The 19,566-nt window shown below is 28.8% G+C and carries 23 protein-coding genes; all 23 read left to right on the top strand.

The window, feature by feature from the left end:
- Window positions 1-6 precede the first annotated feature (6 nt).
- The 23 genes from fliJ (at window position 7) to NG904_RS10170 (ending at window position 19,308) form a co-directional block, all read left to right on the top strand.
- Window positions 7-450: a flagellar export protein FliJ gene (gene fliJ, locus NG904_RS10275; RefSeq protein WP_252231533.1), complete on the top strand. Its 444-nt coding sequence runs from the start codon at window positions 7-9 to the stop codon at window positions 448-450.
- A gap of 6 nt (window positions 451-456) precedes the next feature.
- The gene (locus tag NG904_RS10270; protein WP_252231531.1) at window positions 457-1,761 is read left to right on the top strand and encodes a flagellar hook-length control protein FliK; all 1,305 of its coding nucleotides are present in this window, start codon (window positions 457-459) and stop codon (window positions 1,759-1,761) included.
- Between the two features lie 11 nt (window positions 1,762-1,772).
- Entirely contained in the window at window positions 1,773-2,741 is a 969-nt protein-coding gene (locus tag NG904_RS10265) for a flagellar hook assembly protein FlgD (RefSeq protein ID WP_252231529.1), read from the top strand.
- A complete protein-coding gene (locus tag NG904_RS10260) occupies window positions 2,742-3,131 on the top strand; it encodes a TIGR02530 family flagellar biosynthesis protein (protein WP_252224849.1) in 390 nt (129 codons plus the stop codon).
- Window positions 3,132-3,286: 155 nt separating this feature from the next.
- The gene (locus tag NG904_RS10255) at window positions 3,287-4,384 is read left to right on the top strand and encodes a flagellar hook-basal body complex protein (protein WP_252231527.1); all 1,098 of its coding nucleotides are present in this window, start codon (window positions 3,287-3,289) and stop codon (window positions 4,382-4,384) included.
- A 199-nt stretch (window positions 4,385-4,583) separates the two neighbouring features.
- A complete protein-coding gene (locus NG904_RS10250; protein WP_252231525.1) occupies window positions 4,584-5,708 on the top strand; it encodes a flagellar hook-basal body complex protein in 1,125 nt (374 codons plus the stop codon).
- A gap of 93 nt (window positions 5,709-5,801) precedes the next feature.
- Window positions 5,802-5,993: a flagellar FlbD family protein gene (locus NG904_RS10245; RefSeq protein ID WP_252212641.1), complete on the top strand. Its 192-nt coding sequence runs from the start codon at window positions 5,802-5,804 to the stop codon at window positions 5,991-5,993.
- 15 nt (window positions 5,994-6,008) lie between these two features.
- On the top strand, window positions 6,009-6,824 hold the full coding sequence (locus NG904_RS10240) for a motility protein A (protein WP_252212640.1): 816 nt from the start codon (window positions 6,009-6,011) through the stop codon (window positions 6,822-6,824).
- A gap of 2 nt (window positions 6,825-6,826) precedes the next feature.
- The gene (locus NG904_RS10235; protein ID WP_252231523.1) at window positions 6,827-7,573 is read left to right on the top strand and encodes a flagellar motor protein MotB; all 747 of its coding nucleotides are present in this window, start codon (window positions 6,827-6,829) and stop codon (window positions 7,571-7,573) included.
- A gap of 2 nt (window positions 7,574-7,575) precedes the next feature.
- The gene (locus NG904_RS10230) at window positions 7,576-8,055 is read left to right on the top strand and encodes a flagellar basal body-associated FliL family protein (protein ID WP_252231521.1); all 480 of its coding nucleotides are present in this window, start codon (window positions 7,576-7,578) and stop codon (window positions 8,053-8,055) included.
- A gap of 15 nt (window positions 8,056-8,070) precedes the next feature.
- Window positions 8,071-8,457, top strand: a complete 387-nt coding sequence (locus NG904_RS10225) for a flagellar biosynthetic protein FliO (protein ID WP_252212637.1) — start codon at window positions 8,071-8,073, stop codon at window positions 8,455-8,457.
- A 2-nt stretch (window positions 8,458-8,459) separates the two neighbouring features.
- The gene (gene fliP / locus NG904_RS10220; RefSeq protein ID WP_252212636.1) at window positions 8,460-9,239 is read left to right on the top strand and encodes a flagellar type III secretion system pore protein FliP; all 780 of its coding nucleotides are present in this window, start codon (window positions 8,460-8,462) and stop codon (window positions 9,237-9,239) included.
- An 11-nt stretch (window positions 9,240-9,250) separates the two neighbouring features.
- Entirely contained in the window at window positions 9,251-9,520 is a 270-nt protein-coding gene (locus tag NG904_RS10215) for a flagellar biosynthetic protein FliQ (RefSeq protein WP_252212635.1), read from the top strand.
- A gap of 17 nt (window positions 9,521-9,537) precedes the next feature.
- Entirely contained in the window at window positions 9,538-11,379 is a 1,842-nt protein-coding gene (locus NG904_RS10210) for a fused FliR family export protein/FlhB family type III secretion system protein (protein ID WP_252212634.1), read from the top strand.
- 29 nt (window positions 11,380-11,408) lie between these two features.
- Window positions 11,409-13,478 carry a flagellar biosynthesis protein FlhA gene (gene flhA, locus NG904_RS10205; RefSeq protein WP_252231519.1) on the top strand — a complete coding sequence of 690 codons (2,070 nt, stop codon included), beginning with the start codon at window positions 11,409-11,411 and terminating at the stop codon, window positions 13,476-13,478.
- Window positions 13,475-14,680, top strand: a complete 1,206-nt coding sequence (flhF, locus tag NG904_RS10200; RefSeq protein ID WP_252231517.1) for a flagellar biosynthesis GTPase FlhF — start codon at window positions 13,475-13,477, stop codon at window positions 14,678-14,680. Before flhA ends, flhF begins: the two co-directional genes overlap by 4 nt.
- Window positions 14,674-15,534: a MinD/ParA family protein gene (locus tag NG904_RS10195; protein WP_252231515.1), complete on the top strand. Its 861-nt coding sequence runs from the start codon at window positions 14,674-14,676 to the stop codon at window positions 15,532-15,534. The genes flhF and NG904_RS10195 overlap by 7 nt, the downstream gene beginning before the upstream one ends.
- Window positions 15,535-15,544: 10 nt before the next feature.
- Window positions 15,545-16,180, top strand: a complete 636-nt coding sequence (locus NG904_RS10190) for a flagellar brake protein (protein WP_252231513.1) — start codon at window positions 15,545-15,547, stop codon at window positions 16,178-16,180.
- Between the two features lie 101 nt (window positions 16,181-16,281).
- Window positions 16,282-17,010, top strand: a complete 729-nt coding sequence (locus NG904_RS10185) for a FliA/WhiG family RNA polymerase sigma factor (RefSeq protein WP_252212629.1) — start codon at window positions 16,282-16,284, stop codon at window positions 17,008-17,010.
- A gap of 12 nt (window positions 17,011-17,022) precedes the next feature.
- Window positions 17,023-17,550, top strand: a complete 528-nt coding sequence (locus NG904_RS10180; RefSeq protein WP_252231511.1) for a hypothetical protein — start codon at window positions 17,023-17,025, stop codon at window positions 17,548-17,550.
- A 77-nt stretch (window positions 17,551-17,627) separates the two neighbouring features.
- Window positions 17,628-17,750 (top strand): hypothetical protein, encoded by a 123-nt coding sequence (locus NG904_RS17300; RefSeq protein WP_286673943.1) that lies wholly within the window; start codon window positions 17,628-17,630, stop codon window positions 17,748-17,750.
- Entirely contained in the window at window positions 17,751-18,524 is a 774-nt protein-coding gene (locus NG904_RS10175) for a flagellar basal-body rod protein FlgG (protein WP_252224883.1), read from the top strand.
- Between the two features lie 13 nt (window positions 18,525-18,537).
- Window positions 18,538-19,308 (top strand): flagellar basal-body rod protein FlgG, encoded by a 771-nt coding sequence (locus NG904_RS10170; protein ID WP_252212626.1) that lies wholly within the window; start codon window positions 18,538-18,540, stop codon window positions 19,306-19,308.
- Window positions 19,309-19,566: the final 258 nt, after the last annotated feature.

Genomic DNA, 19,566 nt, shown 5'->3' with positions numbered 1-19,566 from the left:
TGGTAAGTGGCAGAAAAATTTAAATTTAGTTTAGATAAGCTTCTTGAAATAAGACAAGATAAAGAAGAAGAGAGCAAAAGAATTTTTACTGAAACACAAAGACAAAAACAAAACACTGAAAAAAAATTAAATCAATTAAAGTTTAATTATGATAAATATAATGGAATTGTTCCAGGGGAAGATGTAGTATACCAAAAATTAAAAAGGTATTATCTTCAAGGACTTGAAACTGGAATTAAAGAAACTGAAAAAGATTTAGTTTTGAAGGATAAAAAAGTCAATGAAGCTAGAAATGATTTGGTATCTAAACAGGTTGATAGGAAAACTGTTGAAATATTAAAAGAAAAAAAACTTTTAGAACATATTAAAGAGGAAGAAAGGGTTGAACAAGTTAACCTTGATGAAATAGCCCTTTATTCATATATGAGAAGAATCAATGAAGGGAGGTGAGAATAAATGAAAATGAATATAAGTTCTAATTTAAATTTAACATCATTAAATACAGAATCTAATGTAACACCATCTAAAGTTAATAGTGTATCACATAGTAATGATAAAAATTACACTGCAAAAAGTAAAGATGATACAAGCTTTAAAGATGTACTAAATGAAAAATCAAATACAAAAGTAGAAAATACAAAGAATGATAGTGAAAATATAAAAGGTAAGATTGAAGCTGTAGATAAAAATGTTAATGACAAAGATGTTAATGTAGAAGAAAAAATTAATGAAATAGAAGAAAAACTTGATACTGCATCAAAAGATGAAATTATTGAAATGTTAAATTCAATTTTTAATATGTTATCTTCTGTTAAAGATGAAAATATTGAAGTAAAAGATTTAAATTCTGATATATTGAATTCAATAATTAACAACTTAGGTAAAGAAAATAGTGATTTACCTAAGCTTCTTGAAAATCTATTAAATGCTTCAGAAAGTCCTTTAACTAATTTATTAAATTCTGATAATAAAGATTTATTAAATAAGTTATTGAGTAAGTTAGGAAATAAACTTGATGAAGATACAGATGTATCAAATAAAGTTAAAGATTTAATGAGCCAAATATCAAGTTCATTAGAAAATAAGGAAAATAAAACTTCTAACTTTAATACTGCATTTAAGAATTTTGAGCAAAATGCCAATTCTCAAATGAATAATCAAAATATTGAAGAAGAAAAAGTACCTACAAGCACTTCAGATGAAGATGATTTTTTAAATAAGCTTTTAAACAATAATAAAGATGATAGCGTATTAAATAAAATCAATTTACTTTCTTCAAGAAATGAAATTAATTCAAATAATGTAGCTGCTCCAACTGAGCCAGTAACAATAAATAAAGCAACTATGGGAGACGATTTAATTAAAAATGTTAAGCTTATGATTACAAACTCTATGAAAGAATTAACAGTAAAAATAAACCCAAAAGATTTAGGTCAAGTTACTATTAGTTTGATTCAAGAAAATGGAATAATGAAAGCTAATATAAAAGCAAATTCTAAAGAAACATTTGAACTTCTTTCACAAAATTTAGTTGAAATGAAAAAAGCCATAGGTGAACAAAATATAAAAGTTGCTGATGTAAATGTAGAATTGTATCAAGAAGATACTACATTCTTTAAAGAACAAGGCTTTGGAAGAGGATTAGCTAAAGAAGATCAAAAACAAAACAGTAATAATGGACAAACATCTGAAATTGATTCAGTGGAATCAGAAGATGATATTATAGAAGATTTAAATAGTAATTTAGACTTTTTTGCTTAGGAGGTGAAGTTATGACTTTTTCTATGAGTGATGTAAATGCAGCTCTCGGTAAGACCAATGCATCTAATGCAGCAAATAGTAAGACTAATTCTACTCAAGGGAAAATGACAACTGATAGAGGAACTAAAATATCTAAATCAGGTCAAGAATTTGATAAAAACTCATTTTTAAAGCTTTTATCAGCTCAGTTATCTAATTTAGATCCAACATCTGATCAAGACTCAACGGCATATGTTACTCAAATGGCACAATTTGCAGCTATGGAACAAATGTACAACTTAAATGATACGATGAGTAATTTTTCATATCAACAATTAATTGGTAAGGGTGTAACATTAGATGCAGTAAATGGTAAAGGTGAATTATATACAGGCGTAGTTAGAGGAGTGTCTAAAGATAAATATGGTACTTATATTTCTGTAGAAGTTAATGAAAATGGTAAAAATGAGTACAAAGTATTTGATGTTAGTAAGATACAAACAGTCTTAGAAGTTCCTAATTATACAGCGTCAGATGTTAATAGCATATTAGTGAATTCAGACTTTTTATCAGCTTCAGCTTTAAAGGATCAAAAAGTAGTTATTTCTACTTATGATGAAAATAATAAGAACATCATAATAAAAGGAACCATAAAAAGTACATTTATAGATAATGGTGTTGTTAAAGTTAGAGTAGAGACTGAAGATGAAGAAGGAAACTTAATTACAAAGGAATATCCATACGCTTCAATAGTAAAAGCAGGAGATTTAACTGAAGATGACATGAATGTTAAACCAGAAGAAAAGCCAGAGGAAAAGCCTGAAGAGAAACCAGAAGAAGATTCAAAAGTAGAAAATACAAATAAGGTGGATTCACAAAATCCAACAGAAGAAGAAAAGGTAAGTCAAGTTTTAGGAATGGTAGATAATAAGGACAAGGCAGGATACGGACAAGACTATGCAAATGACCTTGAAAAATTACAATCAATATTAGGAAAATAATTGAGTTATAGAATAATCAATGGTCAAGTGTATCCAATAGGTACCTTTGAACCTGTTAAGAATACCAATCCAAAATTTACAACAAAAACAGAAGAAAAAAATAGTTTTAAAGATGTATTAAATAATGTTATCAATAAGAATCAAGGTTTTATTGTATCAAAGCATGCAGCTGAAAGACTAAATGAAATTAACTTTACAGATAAAGATATGCAAGAAATTGAAAAAGGATTCCAAATCGCAAAAGATAAAAACTCAAAGAATTCTGTTATTTTGTACAAAGATACTGCATTAATTGCAAGTATAGAAAATAGGACATTAATAACAGCTATTGAGAAAGAAAGAGCAAAAGATAATATATTTACCAATATAGATAGTGTGGTAATATTATAGGCTGGACCTTAGACAATTGACAATTAACATTTAAAGAATAAATAATTTTATGATTGTAAATTAAATATTGTAAATTGAACATTGTTAGTATGGAAGCCTAAACTTGTTGAATGATAGAGACAAGTTAACAAATTATGATTTGGAGGCAATAAAATATGTTAAGATCAATGTATTCTGGAATAAGTGGAATGAAATCTAATCAAGTTAAGTTAGATGTTATAGGTAATAATATAGCCAATGTAAGTACAACAGGATTTAAAGCATCAAGTGCAAGATTTTCTGATATGCTTTATCAAAATATGTCATCAGCAACAGCACCAACTGGGCAAAAAGGTGGTACAAATGCTAAACAAGTAGGACTTGGAGCACAACTTTCAAGTATAAATAAAGTTATGGGACAAGGCAATGCATTATCAACAGGAAGAAGCTTAGATGTATGTGTTGATGGTGATGGATATATTATGGTAAGTAAAGGTCCGGAAGTTTATAAAGGTGGGACAATTGATGCAAAAGGAACTATTGGTATAGATAAATCTGGAAAGTTATCAGGAGGTAGCGAAAACGAGATTTTGTATACAAGAGATGGAAACTTTACTCTTGATTATGAAGGAAATCTTTTAACAGCAGATGGATACAGGGTAATGGGATACTTACTTCAAAATGGCACAGATGGGGATGTTAAATCTAGTATAGAATGGAAAGAAGAAAATGGCAAAAAAACTGCAATAGCAAATTATGTAGATGCTGATTCTAAGTCTTTACAAGCAGTAGGTGAAGGAAAAGAACTTCATACTTTAAAGATACCAGATAAAGTTTTAGCACCTAAAAGAGATGAAAATGGAGATCCAACAACTGAGTTTGTTGAAGTACCAGTAAAAAGTTTTTCAATAGGAAAAGATGGGGTAATTACAGCAGTACTTGGAGATGGTAGTAGAACAGCACTTGGTCAAATAGCTATGGCTACTTTTAAAAATCCAGAAGGTTTAACTACAATAGGAGCAAATAAGTTACAAACATCACCTAACTCAGGACCTGAAATAATAAAGACACCAAAGGGAAAATTAGCAGATGATTATACTGATAATAGTAAAGGCTTTGGAGAATTTGTACAAGGAACCCTTGAATCATCAAATGTAGATTTAACAGAACAATTTACAGATATGATAACAGCAACAAGAGCTTTCCAAGCTTCATCAAAAATGATAACTACAGGTGATGAAATACTTCAAACAATAACTGGCTTGATGAGATAAGATTAATAAAAAACTTATATTCAGAAATTTACACTCCGGCTGAATATTAGCTTTATTAATAAAAGTTATTATAACTTTTATATGCTATACGATTAGAAGAGATAAATTGATTATTAACAGTTTGTAAATAAAACATAAAACTTTAATGATTATTGATAACAAAAGATAAAATTTGAAAATAAACGGAGGAAAATTAAATATGCTAAGATCGATGTACTCAGGAATAAGTGGGATGAAAGCTAACCAAGTTAAATTAGATGTTATAGGTAATAATATTGCCAATGTAAGTACAACAGGATTTAAGGCATCAAGTGCAAGATTTTCTGATATGCTTTATCAAAATATGTCATCAGCAACAGCACCAACTGGGCAAAAAGGTGGTACAAATGCTAAACAAGTAGGACTTGGAGCACAACTTTCAAGTATAAATAAAGTTATGGGACAAGGTAATGCATTATCAACAGGAAGAAACTTAGATGTATGTGTTGATGGTGATGGATATATTATGGTAAGTAAAGGTCCAGAGGTTTATAAAGGTGGAACAAGTGAAGGTACTGGAACTATTGGAATAGAGACTTCTGGAAAATTATCAGGTGGTAGTGAAAGTGAAATTTTATATACAAGAGATGGTAATTTTACTCTTGATTATGAAGGAAATCTTTTAACAGCAGATGGATACAGAGTAATGGGATATTTGATTCAAGATGGGGAAGAGGCAGATGCAAAGGCTAGTATAGAATGGGAAACTCCAGATGGAGGTACCACTAAAGTTGCAGTAGCAAACTATGTAGATGCTGATTCCAAAACATTAAAAGCAGTAGGGGAAGGAAAAGAACTTAATACTTTAAAAATACCAGATAAGGTAAAAACTTATCCTCTTAATGATGATGGTACTCCTAATACTAGTGAAAAACCAATAGAAGTTCCTGTTAAAAGTTTTTCTATAGGAAAAGATGGTGTAATTACAGCAGTTCTTGGAGATGGTAGTAGAACTGCACTTGGTCAAATAGCTATGGCTACTTTTAAAAATCCAGAAGGTTTAACTACAATAGGAGGAAATAAGTTGCAGACATCTCCTAATTCAGGACCTGAAATAATAAAAACACCTGTAGGTGGAATGAAAAATGAAGGTGGAGATCCAGCGAAGTTAGATAATAGTAAAGGCTTTGGAGAATTTGTACAAGGAACCCTTGAATCATCAAATGTAGATTTAACAGAACAATTTACAGATATGATAACAGCAACAAGAGCTTTCCAAGCTTCATCAAAAATGATAACTACAGGTGATGAAATACTTCAAACAATTACAGGATTAATGAGATAAGATAATTTAATGATTAGGGAGTAATATTTTCTCCCTAATTATTTAAACAAATAATATTAGAGTATAAGATTTATACTTAATGGGAGGATGTCAATGATTGAACTAACAGGAATGAATAATAAATCATTTATATTAAATGATGATCATATTGAAAAAATAGAACAAGTTCCAGAAACTTTAATTACACTAAGTAATGGGAAGAAGTACATAGTTATTGAAAGTGTAGATGAAATTAAATTTAAAATTCTAAAGTATAAAAGAGAAATTTTTATTCAGGGAAGATAGAGGAGGCATTTAGTAATGAAAAAAACTGATATAATGACTGCCGCGGGATTAATAATGGGTTTAGGATTAATGATTTATGGAATGGCAAGTGGAGGTTCAGGTGCAAGTAACTTAAAGCTTTTTTGGGATTTACCTTCAGTTGCTATAACAGGTGGTGGATCTATTGCAGCAGTAATGATTGTATATCCACTAGATGAAATAAAAAAAGCAGGAATATTATTTCTTCAATCATTTAAAGAACCAAAGTCATCTACAATGGAAACAATAAGTCAGTTCACAGAACTTTCAAGAAAAGCTAGAAGAGACGGGTTATTATCTTTAGAAGATACAATATCTCAATTAGAAGATAAATTTTTAAAAAAAGGCTTACAAATGGTTGTTGATGGAATAGAGCCAGAATCTATAAAAGAAATATTAGAACTTGATATATCAGAAATGGAAGTAAGACATAAATCAGGAGCAGGAATTTTTTCAGCTTGGGGAGCATTTGCACCGGGATTCGGTATGTTAGGTACCCTTATAGGATTAATACAAATGCTTGCCAATTTAACTGATTCTAGTACAATAGCATCAGGAATGGGTAAAGCGCTTATAACAACATACTATGGTTCACTTATAGCTAATATTTTTGCATCACCAATAGCACAAAATTTAAATAACAAAAGTCAAAAAGAAGTTGCTATAAAAGAAATGATGCTTGAAGGTATACTTTCAATTCAATCAGGAGTAAATCCTAGAATTGTTGAAGATAAATTAATATCTTACTTATCACCACAAGAAAGAATAGTTTATGCTCAAAATAATTCAGAAAATAATGAAGGGGTTGCTTAAAAATGGCTAGAAAAAAGAAGTCAGATGATGGAGGCGGATTAAGAGGTGATGAATGGCTTGGTACCTATTCGGATTGTGTTACACTACTTTTAACCTTTTTTATTTTACTTTATTCTATGTCAAGTGTTGATGCACAAAAAGTACAATCAATATCTCAGGCTTTTGTATCAGTTATGACAGGTCAGTCAGCTGACACATTTCTTCAGTACAACCAATATGATGGAAAGGTTCCTATAATTGGTGGAGAATCAGATGTTGAAGGTGTAATTGATGCAGAATCTTTAGGAAAAGAAACTATGTATCAAGATGTAAAAGATTATGTTGAAAAAAACAATTTATCTGGAGCTATGGATATTATTCAAGATGAACGTGGCGTTATATTAGAGCTAAAAGATACTGTTTTATTTCAATCTGGTCAAGCAGATTTAATTCCTGGTAGTAAGGAAGTTTTAGATAAAGTTAATACATTAATTTCAGCATTACCTAATTCAGTTATAGTAGAAGGACATACGGATAATGTACCTATAAGTAATTATAAATATGCAAGTAATTGGGAATTATCTACTCAAAGAGCTGTAAATGTAGTTAAATATTTTGTTGAGACAAAGAGTAATGATCCAATGAAATTTAGTGCAGCAGGATATGGAGAGTATAGACCTATAGTTTATAATAATTCTGAAGAGAATAAAGCTAAAAATAGAAGAGTTAACATATTAATAATTAATGAAAAAGATAATAAGGAGCGATAATAATGGCTGATAAAGATAAGGGTAAGGATAAAGAAGCAAAAGGCAAATCAGGCAATATGAAAACTATTATAATATTTGTGGTAGCTTTACTGATAGTTGGTGGAGGAGTTTTTGGCGCAACTTATATGTTTATGCAAAAGAATGCTAAAACAGTTATTCAAGAAAAAACCACTGAAATAACTTATGTAGATATTGGAGAAATTACTGCAAACCTAGCAGATGAAGGTGGAAAGAGATACTTTAAAGGTCAAATATCAATAGGGTATGATAAGACAGATAAAGATGCAGAAACTGAACTAAAAGAAAAAAAAGTTGTAGTAAGAGATTCAATAATATTTTATTTAAAAGCTTTAAAATTAGATTATATTAATAATACTAATAATGAAAAAGAAATAAAAGATCAACTTATGGACAAAATAAATAAGCAATTAACAAAGAGTAAGATAGTTGATGTTAGATTTGATAGTATAATAACTCAATAGAAAGAAGAAAAAAATATGGAATTTAGTTTTTTTAAGATGATTCTAAATTTGATAATGTCTTTATTAGTTGTCTTTTCACTTATGTTTTTAATGTTTAAAATATTAGGAAGTAAGGTAAAAGCAGTTAATGACAATAAATATGTAAAAGTTATAGATAGAACTCAAATAACAAAGGAAAATTCTATAGTAGTAATCAAAGTAGGTAATAAGGGATATCTACTTACAAATACACAAACAGGTATGGAAAAATTAGAAGATTTATCTGAAGAAGAAATTAATAAAATTGAAGAAGAGAAAAGAAATAATATGTATCTTATAAATGAGTCATATATAAAGAAATCTGAAGATATAAAGAAAAAGGTTTTAAATATATTTAAGAATTTACACATCAAAGGAAGATAAAGATGAAAAAAAATAAAAACAAAGTTATGTTTGTGTTGATTTTGGCTTTTGCTATCATAACATTTTGTGGAATAAAAGCATATGCAGTTCCTGAAAGCATAGATTTACCACAAGTAAATTTAGGTATTGGAGATGGTGAAAGTAGTCCCAACGATTATGTTAATAATATAAAGATATTAATATTTTTCACTATTCTTGCAGTACTACCATCTATAGTCATAATGTTAACATCTTTTACAAGAATAGTAGTTGTATTTTCATTTATTAAAAGTGCTATAGGTGTACAACAAGCAATACCAAATCAGATTTTAACAGGATTGGCATTATTTATCACTATATTTATTATGTCACCAGTATATAATGAAATTAATACAAATGCTTTTAAACCATATATTGAGCAGAGTATAACACAGGATGAAGCCATTGAAATAGGTTCAAAACCGATAAAAGATTTTATGCTGAAACAAACTAGAGAAAAAGACTTAGAGTTATTTGTAGAGATTAATAATGTGAATAAAGAAGAATTAACTAGAGAAAATGTTCCATTTACAACTTTGATTCCTGCATTTGCAATAAGTGAACTAAAAACAGCGTTTCAAATAGGATTTTTAATATATTTGCCGTTTATAGTAATTGATATGGTTGTGGCAAGCGTACTTATGTCAATGGGTATGATGATGTTACCGCCAGCTATGGTATCATTGCCATTTAAATTATTATTATTCGTAATGGTAGATGGATGGTACTTACTCGTAAAATCGTTAATTATGAGCTTTTCGTGAGGTGGAAATTTATGAGTCAAGCGTTATTAAATGGGGTTGTTAAAGATACTATAATAGTTGCTGCAAAACTAGCAGCACCAATATTATTTGTAGTATTAATTGTTGGATTACTTATAAGTATTATACAAGCAACAACCCAAATTCAAGAACAAACTTTAACTTTTGTTCCTAAATTAATTGCTGGAGCTATAGTTGGAATATTTTTAGGAAGCTGGATGCTTCAAACCTTAATGTCTTTTACAACAAGAATATTTGAATTGATTACAAAAGTTACAGCGTAAAGGGGAGGTAGTGCATTGTGATTGAAACGGCCTACTTTCTTGCATTATTTTTTATATTTTTAAGATTAACATCTTATTTTGTTATTGTTAATGCATTTTTTCAAACAGGAACACCACATATATTAAAAGGAGCATTAAGTTTAATAATCTCTATTGCGGTATTAGCTGGAGTAGATTATTCAACTGTAAATGAAATAAATAATGTATATTATTTAATTATTTATGGGTTAAATGAAGTTATGACTGGCTTAGTGCTAGGATTCATAACTAACATGATTTTTGAAGTAGTAAAATTTGCAGGAAGCTGGATGGATATTCATGCGGGATTTTCTATGGTATCAATATTAGATCCAACTTCACACTCTCAAACTACTTTAATTGGAAATTTTTCTTATATGATAGCCACAGTTATTTTCTTTATTGTGGACGGTCATCATATAGTAATAAAATTATTAATTGAAAGTTTTAGAATAGTACCTATTGGTCAAACATTAGTTTATCAAGAAACTATGATGGCTGTAATTTCTACTATTACTGAATACTTTGTATTAGGAGTGAAAATAGCAGTACCACTTGTACTGATAATTGTTATAACTGATTTATGTTTAGGACTGATATCAAGAACTGTACCTACAATTCCAATAATGATATTTGGTTTACCAATTAAAAATTTATTAGGACTTGCTACATTTGTAATTTTATTACCGCTGATATTTAAAGTGGTTAGTAGTGCAGTTTATAACTTATCAGATGTTTTTGAACATATTTTTAGAGCAATTCCTGCAATTCCTCTAGCATTGATATTTGCAGATGAAAAAACAGAAGAAGCAACTCCAAAGAAAAAATCAGATTCAAAGAAAAAAGGACAAATGGCTAGAAGTAAAGATGTAAGTGTTGCTATTACTATGGCTGCATGTACATTAGCAGTTTCTATGTTGTGGGGAAGTTTAGTAAATACTTTTAAAGGTGTTTTAACTTATTTTTTAGCATTCCCAAGTTTAAAAGATTTTAATGAATTAACTGCTATAAACTTTATTGTATTTAGTCTTTTAAAGGTAGCTGCTGTGTTTTTACCATTTGCATTAGCAATAATGATAGCAGGAGTAGCATCAAGTATAATTCAAACTGGTTTCCTTATAACAGGAGAACCATTAAAACCTTCATTAGGTAAGATAAATCCTTTAAAAGGTTTTAAAAATATGTTTTCTAAAAGAAGTTTAGTTGGTTTAATTAAAAATCTTATAGTAGTAACAATAATATCTATACTAGCTTATAAGTATGTTAAGAATAATTACGTTGATATAATAAATATTTCGAGTTTATATTTACCTTCTTTAGGGGATGAAGTAAAAAATTTAGTTGTAGGAATATTTATGCAAATAACATTGGCATTAGTTATTATTGGTGCAACAGATTATTTTGTACAATTTAGAATTCATAACAAAGAATTAAAAATGACTAAACAAGAAATTAAGGATGAATATAAGCAAGCAGAGGGTGATCCTCAATTAAAAGCGAAAATAAAGCAAAAGCAAAGAGAAATGGGAATGAGAAGAATGATGCAATCTGTTTCAGATGCTACAGTTGTAATTACAAATCCTACTCACTTAGCTATTGCATTAAAATATGAAGAGGGTGGAAACATGGAAGCACCTAAAGTTGTTGCTAAGGGTGCAGACAATGTTGCAATTAGATTAAAAACAATTGCTAAAGACAATGATGTTCCTATTGTTGAAAATAAGCCATTAGCAAGGCTAATGTATGACAGGGTAGAAATAGATCAAGATATACCACAAGATTTATATCAAGGGGTAGCAGAAGTACTAGCAATAGTATTGAAGTTAAAGAAGAACTCTTAGTTTTATATTAAATAAAGGATGGGATAAGGTTGGGACTTGAAAATAAAAGACTCGATATAAAAAACAACTTAGATGTACTTGTAGCGGCTGGTGTTATATGTATAGTACTTATGATGATAATACCATTACCAAAAACATTATTAGATGTACTTTTGGCATTTAACATAACGTTATCTGTTGTTATTATAATTATAACAATGTTTACTACAAATGTATTGCAATTATCAGTATTTCCAACACTGCTATTAATTACTACATTATTTAGATTAGGACTTAATATATCATCAACTAGGCTTATATTAAGTGAAGGTGATGCAGGAAAGATAATTCAAGCATTTGGAGATTTTGTTATCGGGGGAAACTATGTAGTTGGTATAATTATATTTTTAATTATAATTATAATACAATTTATGGTTATCACAGCCGGTGCGGGTAGAGTTTCTGAGGTATCAGCAAGATTCACACTTGATGCTATGCCAGGAAAACAAATGAGTATAGATGCTGATTTGAATTCAGGTCTTATAGATGAAGTAATGGCTAAACAAAGAAGACAAGATTTACAATCAGAAGCAGATTTTTATGGATCTATGGATGGTGCTTCTAAGTTCGTAAAAGGAGATGCTATCGCAGGTATAATAATAACTGTAATAAATATAATTGCAGGTATAATAATTGGAGTTATGCAAAAAGATTTAAGTGTTGGAGATGCAGCACTTAAGTATGTTCAACTTACTGTGGGTGATGGACTTGTAAGTCAGGTGCCAGCGTTATTAATATCTACAGCTTCTGGTATTTTAGTTACACGTTCAGGAAATGCTGAAAACTTTGGTAAATCTTTATCAAGGCAATTAACAGGATTTCCTATAGCAACATCCATTGCAAGTGCTGCTATGTTCTTTTTAGCATTAGTTCCTAATATGCCTAAAGTTCCATTTTTAATTGCAGCAATTTCAATGGCAGTTCTTTCTTATATGCTTTATAAAGAAGAAACTAAACAATTAGAACAAGAATTTGTTTCTGAAGAAGAGGAAATTATAGAAGCAGAGCGTAAAGAACCTGAAAATGTAATGAATTTAATTTCAGTAGAACCAATGGAAGTTGAAATTGGTTATGGATTAATTCCTCTTGCAGATGAAAGCTCAGGAGGGGATTTGCTTCAAAGAATTGCTTCTGTTAGAAGACAATGTGCAATTGAAATGGGGATTGTAGTACAACCAATAAGAATTAGAGATAATCTTCAATTAAAGACCAATGAATATGTTATAAAAATAAGAGGAACAACAGTAGCTTCATCTGAGCTTATGCCAAGTATGTTACTTTGCATGGATCCCACAGGGGATGGCTTAGAAATACCAGGTATAAAGACTTTAGAACCAACTTTCAAATTGCCAGCTGTATGGATTAATAAAGATCAGAGAGAAGAAGCTGAAATAAAAGGATTTACAGTGGTAGATCCAACGACAGTTATGGTAACACATTTAACAGAAACTATAAAATCTCATTCTTACGAGTTACTTGGTAGACAAGAGGTTAAACTTATTGTTGATAACTTAAGAGATAAATATAGTGCTGTTGTAGAAGAACTTATTCCAGATTTAATGACTATAGGGGAACTTCAAAAAGTATTACAAAGTCTTTTAAAAGAAAAAGTGCCTATAAAAGATATGGTTACGATAATGGAATCTTTGGCTGATAATTCAAGAAATACAAGAGATATTGAAGTGCTTACTGAATATGTTAGATTTGCTTTATCAAGAACAATTTGTAATCAGTTAATAAATGAAGATAGAGCAATTACAGTTATAACATTAGATCCTAATGTAGAAGAAATGATAGGGTCAAATATTCAGAAGACAATGCAAGGATCTTTCCCAACCGTAGATCCAGATACAACAACTAGATTGCTTGGAGGTATAAAAAATATACTTGAAACAACTTACTTCAATAATAATCAACCAGTTATATTAGTATCTCCTAATATAAGAGCAGTATTTAAGAAATTAATAGAAATGGTATTTCCACATGTCATGGTAATTTCTTTAAATGAAGTACCAAATGATATAGAAATTAATAGTGGAGGAGTTGTAACTATTCAATGATCATAAAAAGATATCTTGTAAGTAACATGAATGAAGCATTAACTAGAATTAGATATGAACTAGGAAAAGATGCTATCATAATAAGCCAAAGAAAAGTAAGAAAGCCTGGATTTAAGGGATTCTTTTCGGGAAAGTTAATAGAGGTTACAGCAGCAGTGGAAAATGCAGCTGATTTAAACAAGACTAATAACAAAAAAGATGGTAAAATAGAAGATTCATTAAGTAATATAAAGAGATTGTTAGAAACTTCTGATAAAAATACCATAATAGAAAAAGATGAAAATACAACAATAGCGGCTTTAAATTTATCAACTAACTTAAAAGTAGAAGAAAAAGAAAATTCACAGCCAGAATTAGTTCAAGATTCTATGTATAAAGAGGTTAGTGAAATGAAAGTGCTTTTGAACAGAGTTATAGAAAATACTTCAAAAGATGAAATTAAAAAGATTGATAAAATTGAAGAAAAACTTATTGATATAGATGTAGATGAGGAATTTCATGAAGAGATACTTAGTAAAATAAATAGTATTGATGATGAAAATGTAGATAAATATGAACTTCTTAGAAGTGTTTTTGAAGAAGTTCTTTTGGAATGCAGTGGGGATATTTCTGGAAAAATAGCTTTAGTGGGTCCAACTGGTGTTGGAAAAACTACTACAATAGCAAAGCTTGCAGGAAAATTATCTCTTATAGATAAAAAAAATGTTGGATTAATAACTGTTGATACATATAGAATAGGGGCAATAGAACAGTTAAAAACTTATGCTGAAATAATGAATATACCTTTTAAGGTTGTAATTACTATAAAAGAAATGGAAGAAGCAATAAATTCAATGAAAGATTGTGATGTTATTCTTATTGATACTACAGGTAGAAGTAGTAAAAATACAATGCAGATTTCAGAGCTAAGAGCATTTGTTGAAAAAGCTAATCCAGATTATGTGAGTATGGTAATTAGTGCAACAACTAAAAATAGAGATATAGTAAGCATATTGAATGGTTATTCAGATTTATCTTATGACAATGTAATAATTACTAAATTAGATGAAACAACAGTATATGGATCACTATATAACATAATGAAGAGATCTAATAAACCTGTTAAGTATATAACAACAGGACAAAATGTACCTAATGATATAATAGTCCCAACTAAAGAAGAACTGGCTAGATTTATGTTAGGGGAGGAAACTTTATGCTAGATCAAGCTGAAGCTTTAAGAAAACTTGTTGATAAAAGCGAAAATACTGATAATAAGTCAAATACTAAGATAATTACAGTTACATCTGGTAAAGGTGGAGTAGGTAAAAGTAATTTTGTTGTTAATTTGGGAATTTGTTTACAAAATAAAGGTAAAAAAGTTTTGATTTTTGATGCAGATTTAGGTATGGGAAATGACGATGTTCTAATGGGTATTTATCCTAAGTACAATATATTTGATATTATATTTACTCGAAAAAAAATAGAGGATATAATTATGTTAGGACCTAATGGAGTAAGTTTATTACCAGCTGGATCTGGATTAAACAAGGTAGATGAATTACAAGAAAGCGAAAGAAATTTATTTTTAGAAAAATTAGAATCTCTTAGTGATTTTGATTATATACTTATGGATACTGGTGCTGGAATAAATAAGAGCATTTTGTCTTTTATGGCTGTATCAGAAGATTTGATAATAGTAACAACGCCAGAACCTACAGCACTTACTGATGCATATAGTTTAATAAAAGCAGCCGATCATTTTAAAATTAAAAATCATGCAATGGTTGTAGTTAATAGAGCTATTGATTCATCAGAAGGAATAGATGTATATAATAAACTTCAAAGAGCAGTAAAAAGATTTTTGAAATTAAATTTAGAATATTTAGGTTGTGTTATAGATGACAGAAAAGTTGTTCAAAGTGTTAAAATGCAAAAGCCTTTTGTAATATCATATCCTACATGTGAAGCATCTAAGTCTATAGATAATATTGCATTAAAGATTTTAGGGCAAGATGTGAAGACTTCAAGTGGACCTAGAGAATTGTTTAAAAAATTATTTAGAATATTTTCATAGGAGGTCAAGGATGTCAAAGTTTATATTAAAAGTTAATGATAGAGTAGAGGTTTTAGTAGAGGATAAAGCTTTTAAAAGTTTAATACAAGATATTGAAGATGATTGCATTAAGATAAATATTCCGGTGTTTAATGGGGAATATTTAGCTTTAAAGATAGATGATAAGATGGAGATAAATTCTTATGCAAAAGGTGGAAAGTGCTTTAATTTTTATTGTGATGTTTTAGAGCGTGGAAAAGAAAATAATATAATTTATTATAAATTAAGTAAGCCATATAATGTAAGAGAAATACAAAGACGAGATTTCGTAAGAGTAGATTTTATGAATATTGTTAAGTTAAAAAAAATAACAGAATCAGAAGATGAAGAAATCACTAGTTTTAAGGATGCATTAATGATTGATCTAAGTGGTGGTGGAATGAGATTTAAAACTAAAGAAAAATTAGAAAAGTATGATAAATTAATATTAGAATTTGCATTAAATGATAAGTTGAATTATATAAAAGCACAAATTATGCGTTTGGAAATAACTGAGTTTAACGAATATATTTATGGAGTTAAATTTATTGAGATTAGTGAAAATCAAAGAGATAAGGTTATAAGTGAAATTTTTAATATAATGAGAAAACAAAGAGAAATACTATAATCATTATTTAACAAAAGATAAAAGTTGCTCTTATATTATAAAAAATTGAAAATAATATAATAATAAGAGTATTAAGAGTAAGAAAAGGGGGATTGAGAGGAATGTGTAATTTACAAGATAATAATGTAAAAGAACAAATAGTACGAGAGTACATCCCTTTAGTTAAATATATAGCTTCTAGGATTATGATTGGTAAAAACAAGTATATGGAGTATGAAGATTTAGTTAGTTATGGGATAATAGGACTTATGGACGCTATTAGCAAATATAATCCTGAAAAAGGAATGAAATTTTCATCATATGCCTCTATTAGAATAAAAGGAGCTATAATAGATCAAATACGTAAGAATAGACCAATTACTAAAGGTGCCATGGATAAATTAAATAGATATAATAGTGCTATTGAAGCTCTGCAGAATAAATTATTGAGAGAACCTAATATTTTAGAAATAGCACAATATTTAGAATTATCTTTGGAAGAAGTTTCTCAAATAGAAAATTATATTAATCACATATCTATGGTATCTTTAGAAAATATAATTTTTTCAGATGATGAAGAAGTTAATCTTTTAGGAATAATAGAAGATAAGAATAGTCCTAGTCCAGAGGGAGAATTAGAAGAAAAAGAAAAGTTAGAAGTATTATCAGATGCAATTAAGTTACTAAAAGAAAAAGAGCAATTAATACTTAATTTATATTATTATGAAAAATTAACACTTAAGGAAATAGGAGCTATATTGTCAGTATCGGAATCAAGAGTATGTCAATTACATGCAAGATCTATTAGTAATTTAAGAGAAGCTATGAAAAAATTACATTACATTGATTAAAGAGGCGATTCGATGGTACCATTAATATTGATTGCAATTGGAATTATTTTAATTGTATATAATTATAAAATAATGAGTAAAGGCACAACTTCATTTGAATTTACTTTAAATGAAGAAAAAGAAAATTTAAATGATTATAAATTAGAACTTGGACTTTTAAGAAAAGATATAGGTGAAAGTCTTACAGAACTTCAAGAAGAAATCAAAACTATAAAAGTAAATTTAAATATGATTAATGATATTGAAGAAGAGTACGATAATATATTAGATAGTAATATTTATAAAACAAAAAGTACTAGTGAACTAGAAAATAATATTCAAGAAGAACATATTGCTATAGAACAAAGCGAAACTGAAGAAATAAGTAACGGAATTATTTCAGAGATAAATTTTCAAACTCAGAAAGTGACAAATGAATCTAATAAGCAACTGATGATAACTGATTTAATAAAGCAAAATTTAACTGATGAAGAGATATGTAAAGTTTTGTCTATAAGTAAGGGGGAAGTATTATTAGTAAGAAACTTATTCAAAAGCTAAAAGACATGATATTTTTCTTAAATGATAGTAAAATATTATTTGGTATTGGTATAGGATTAGTTATAGGAGTAACCCTTATGTTTGGATATAAGAGTAGTTTTAATCTTTCTGACAGCAAAATAGAAGAAAGAGCTAGAGGCTTAGGCATGCACTATAATGATGAATGTAAAGCTATTATTAAAGAGGGAGTTGATAAGTAAGTGATAAGAGGTTTTTATACGGCTGTATCCGGTTTAATAACATTAGAAAATGAACAACAAACTGTTACTAATAATATTGTTAATGTTAATAATAATGGTTATAAGAAAAACACTTTAACAAAACAAAGTTTTGAAGATGTTATGATAACTAATAGACAAAATAAAGTTGGAAATAGACATATTCCAAATAAACTTGGTAATTTAAATTTAGGCGTAAAAGTTAATGATGTAAGCACTATATATACGCAGGGTGCTTTTAAAACAACAGACAGCTATACTGACTTTGGTATTGATGGAAGAGGATTTTTTACAGTACAAAAAGGAAATGAACGTTTATTTACAAGAAGTGGTGGTTTTAAAATAGATCAACAAGGATATTTAATAACAGGTCAGGGAGATTATGTACTAGGAAAAAATAATAGAACTGGTGCAGAAGAACGTATATTTGTAGGAAAAGAAAAATTTTCTTTAGATGGAAATAACAATATTCAAAGTGCTACAGGAGAATCAACATATAAATTATTAACAGCAGATTTTGCAGATTATGCATCATTAGAAAAGTTTGGCGATAACTATTATAAAAGTGATAATCCAGTATATAATGCAGTGGTAAATGTAAGACAAAACGTTCTTGAAACTTCAAATGTTAATCCAACTGAAGAACTGGTAAAACTTATGGAAATAAAACGTCAATTTGAAACTAATCAAAAATTTGTTAGCATGCAAGATGAAACTGTTCAAAAAGCTGCAAATGAAATTGGATCTGTAAGATAGGGAGGATAAAAATATGTTTAATATATTTGCAAATGCCCAAAGTGGTATGAATGCATATCAAGAAAAATTAGATTATCTTTCAAATGATTTAGTAAATACATCAACAACTGGATATAAAGCAACAGATGTTCAATTTAGTGATCTTTTAACTGAATCATTAGATAGAAAAGGAACTCCTCTTGTAAATAAAGATGCCATTAATGGTACTGGTGTTAAATTAGGTATGAATTATAGAAAGGATACTCAAGGTAATCTTTTAACTACTGGTGTTAAAACTGATATAGCTATAGATGGAAAAGGGTACTTTGCAGCAGTTCAAAATGATGGTTCTATAGCATATACTAGAGATGGTAACTTAAAGATTGATAGAGATGGTGTATTAGTTGATGCTAGAGGTAATAAGATATACATACAATATGCAGATGGTATGTCAGAAGGAAGTCCTAAATTATCTAGTGAAGACATTTCAATAGATGGTGAAGGTGGGGTATCAACAAAAGTTGATGGTGAATACGTAAAAGTAGGACAAATACCAGTGTTTACTGCAGTAGGAGATAAAGCATTTATTGCTCTTGGAGATAACTACTTTGTGGCATCAGATGATGCACAAGTAACATTAAGTAATGATTACAATATTCATCAAGGAATTTTAGAAGGATCTAATGTGGATACTGCTGAGATATTCACAGATATAATAAGCACTCAAAGAGCATTCCAATTAAGCTCTAAAGGCATAACAACTGCTGATGAAGTATGGGGAATGATAAACGGAATGAGAAAGTAATTTTTAGAACTAGCAATATTATAGTATAAAGCTTGTGGACTTAGTAATTTACTTTAAGAACACTAAAAATAAAGACTAGTCTAATTAATGCATGCTCCCAATGAAACATTGTGACAAGCAATTAATTCAACAGGTCTTTATTAAGAGTTCTAAAAAGTAAATTTCAATGTCACTGCGCCATTATACTATAATATTGGTGTTTAAAAAAATATATGTGAAAAAATATTAAATAAAAATCTATGTTTTAAATGTGTGTTG

This window comes from Clostridium sp. ZBS15, assembly GCF_023845705.1.
In the GTDB taxonomy this organism is placed as follows: domain Bacteria; phylum Bacillota; class Clostridia; order Clostridiales; family Clostridiaceae; genus Clostridium; species Clostridium aquiflavi.
Note: the sequence above shows the minus strand (reverse complement) of the source record. Positions and strands in the feature narration are given on the sequence as shown.

Coding starts and splice junctions, on each gene's coding strand:
- NG904_RS17300 (WP_286673943.1), top strand. CDS start 17,628: ATGTTTGGATATAAGAGTAGTTTTAATCTTTCTGACAGCAAAATAGAA.
- NG904_RS10225 (WP_252212637.1), top strand. CDS start 8,071: ATGGAATTTAGTTTTTTTAAGATGATTCTAAATTTGATAATGTCTTTA.
- NG904_RS10190 (WP_252231513.1), top strand. CDS start 15,545: ATGTCAAAGTTTATATTAAAAGTTAATGATAGAGTAGAGGTTTTAGTA.
- NG904_RS10270 (WP_252231531.1), top strand. CDS start 457: ATGAAAATGAATATAAGTTCTAATTTAAATTTAACATCATTAAATACA.
- NG904_RS10240 (WP_252212640.1), top strand. CDS start 6,009: ATGAAAAAAACTGATATAATGACTGCCGCGGGATTAATAATGGGTTTA.
- NG904_RS10250 (WP_252231525.1), top strand. CDS start 4,584: ATGCTAAGATCGATGTACTCAGGAATAAGTGGGATGAAAGCTAACCAA.
- NG904_RS10265 (WP_252231529.1), top strand. CDS start 1,773: ATGACTTTTTCTATGAGTGATGTAAATGCAGCTCTCGGTAAGACCAAT.
- NG904_RS10180 (WP_252231511.1), top strand. CDS start 17,023: ATGGTACCATTAATATTGATTGCAATTGGAATTATTTTAATTGTATAT.
- NG904_RS10195 (WP_252231515.1), top strand. CDS start 14,674: ATGCTAGATCAAGCTGAAGCTTTAAGAAAACTTGTTGATAAAAGCGAA.
- fliP (WP_252212636.1), top strand. CDS start 8,460: ATGAAAAAAAATAAAAACAAAGTTATGTTTGTGTTGATTTTGGCTTTT.
- NG904_RS10235 (WP_252231523.1), top strand. CDS start 6,827: ATGGCTAGAAAAAAGAAGTCAGATGATGGAGGCGGATTAAGAGGTGAT.
- flhF (WP_252231517.1), top strand. CDS start 13,475: ATGATCATAAAAAGATATCTTGTAAGTAACATGAATGAAGCATTAACT.
- NG904_RS10185 (WP_252212629.1), top strand. CDS start 16,282: ATGTGTAATTTACAAGATAATAATGTAAAAGAACAAATAGTACGAGAG.
- NG904_RS10170 (WP_252212626.1), top strand. CDS start 18,538: ATGTTTAATATATTTGCAAATGCCCAAAGTGGTATGAATGCATATCAA.
- NG904_RS10215 (WP_252212635.1), top strand. CDS start 9,251: ATGAGTCAAGCGTTATTAAATGGGGTTGTTAAAGATACTATAATAGTT.
- NG904_RS10230 (WP_252231521.1), top strand. CDS start 7,576: ATGGCTGATAAAGATAAGGGTAAGGATAAAGAAGCAAAAGGCAAATCA.
- NG904_RS10255 (WP_252231527.1), top strand. CDS start 3,287: ATGTTAAGATCAATGTATTCTGGAATAAGTGGAATGAAATCTAATCAA.
- NG904_RS10245 (WP_252212641.1), top strand. CDS start 5,802: ATGATTGAACTAACAGGAATGAATAATAAATCATTTATATTAAATGAT.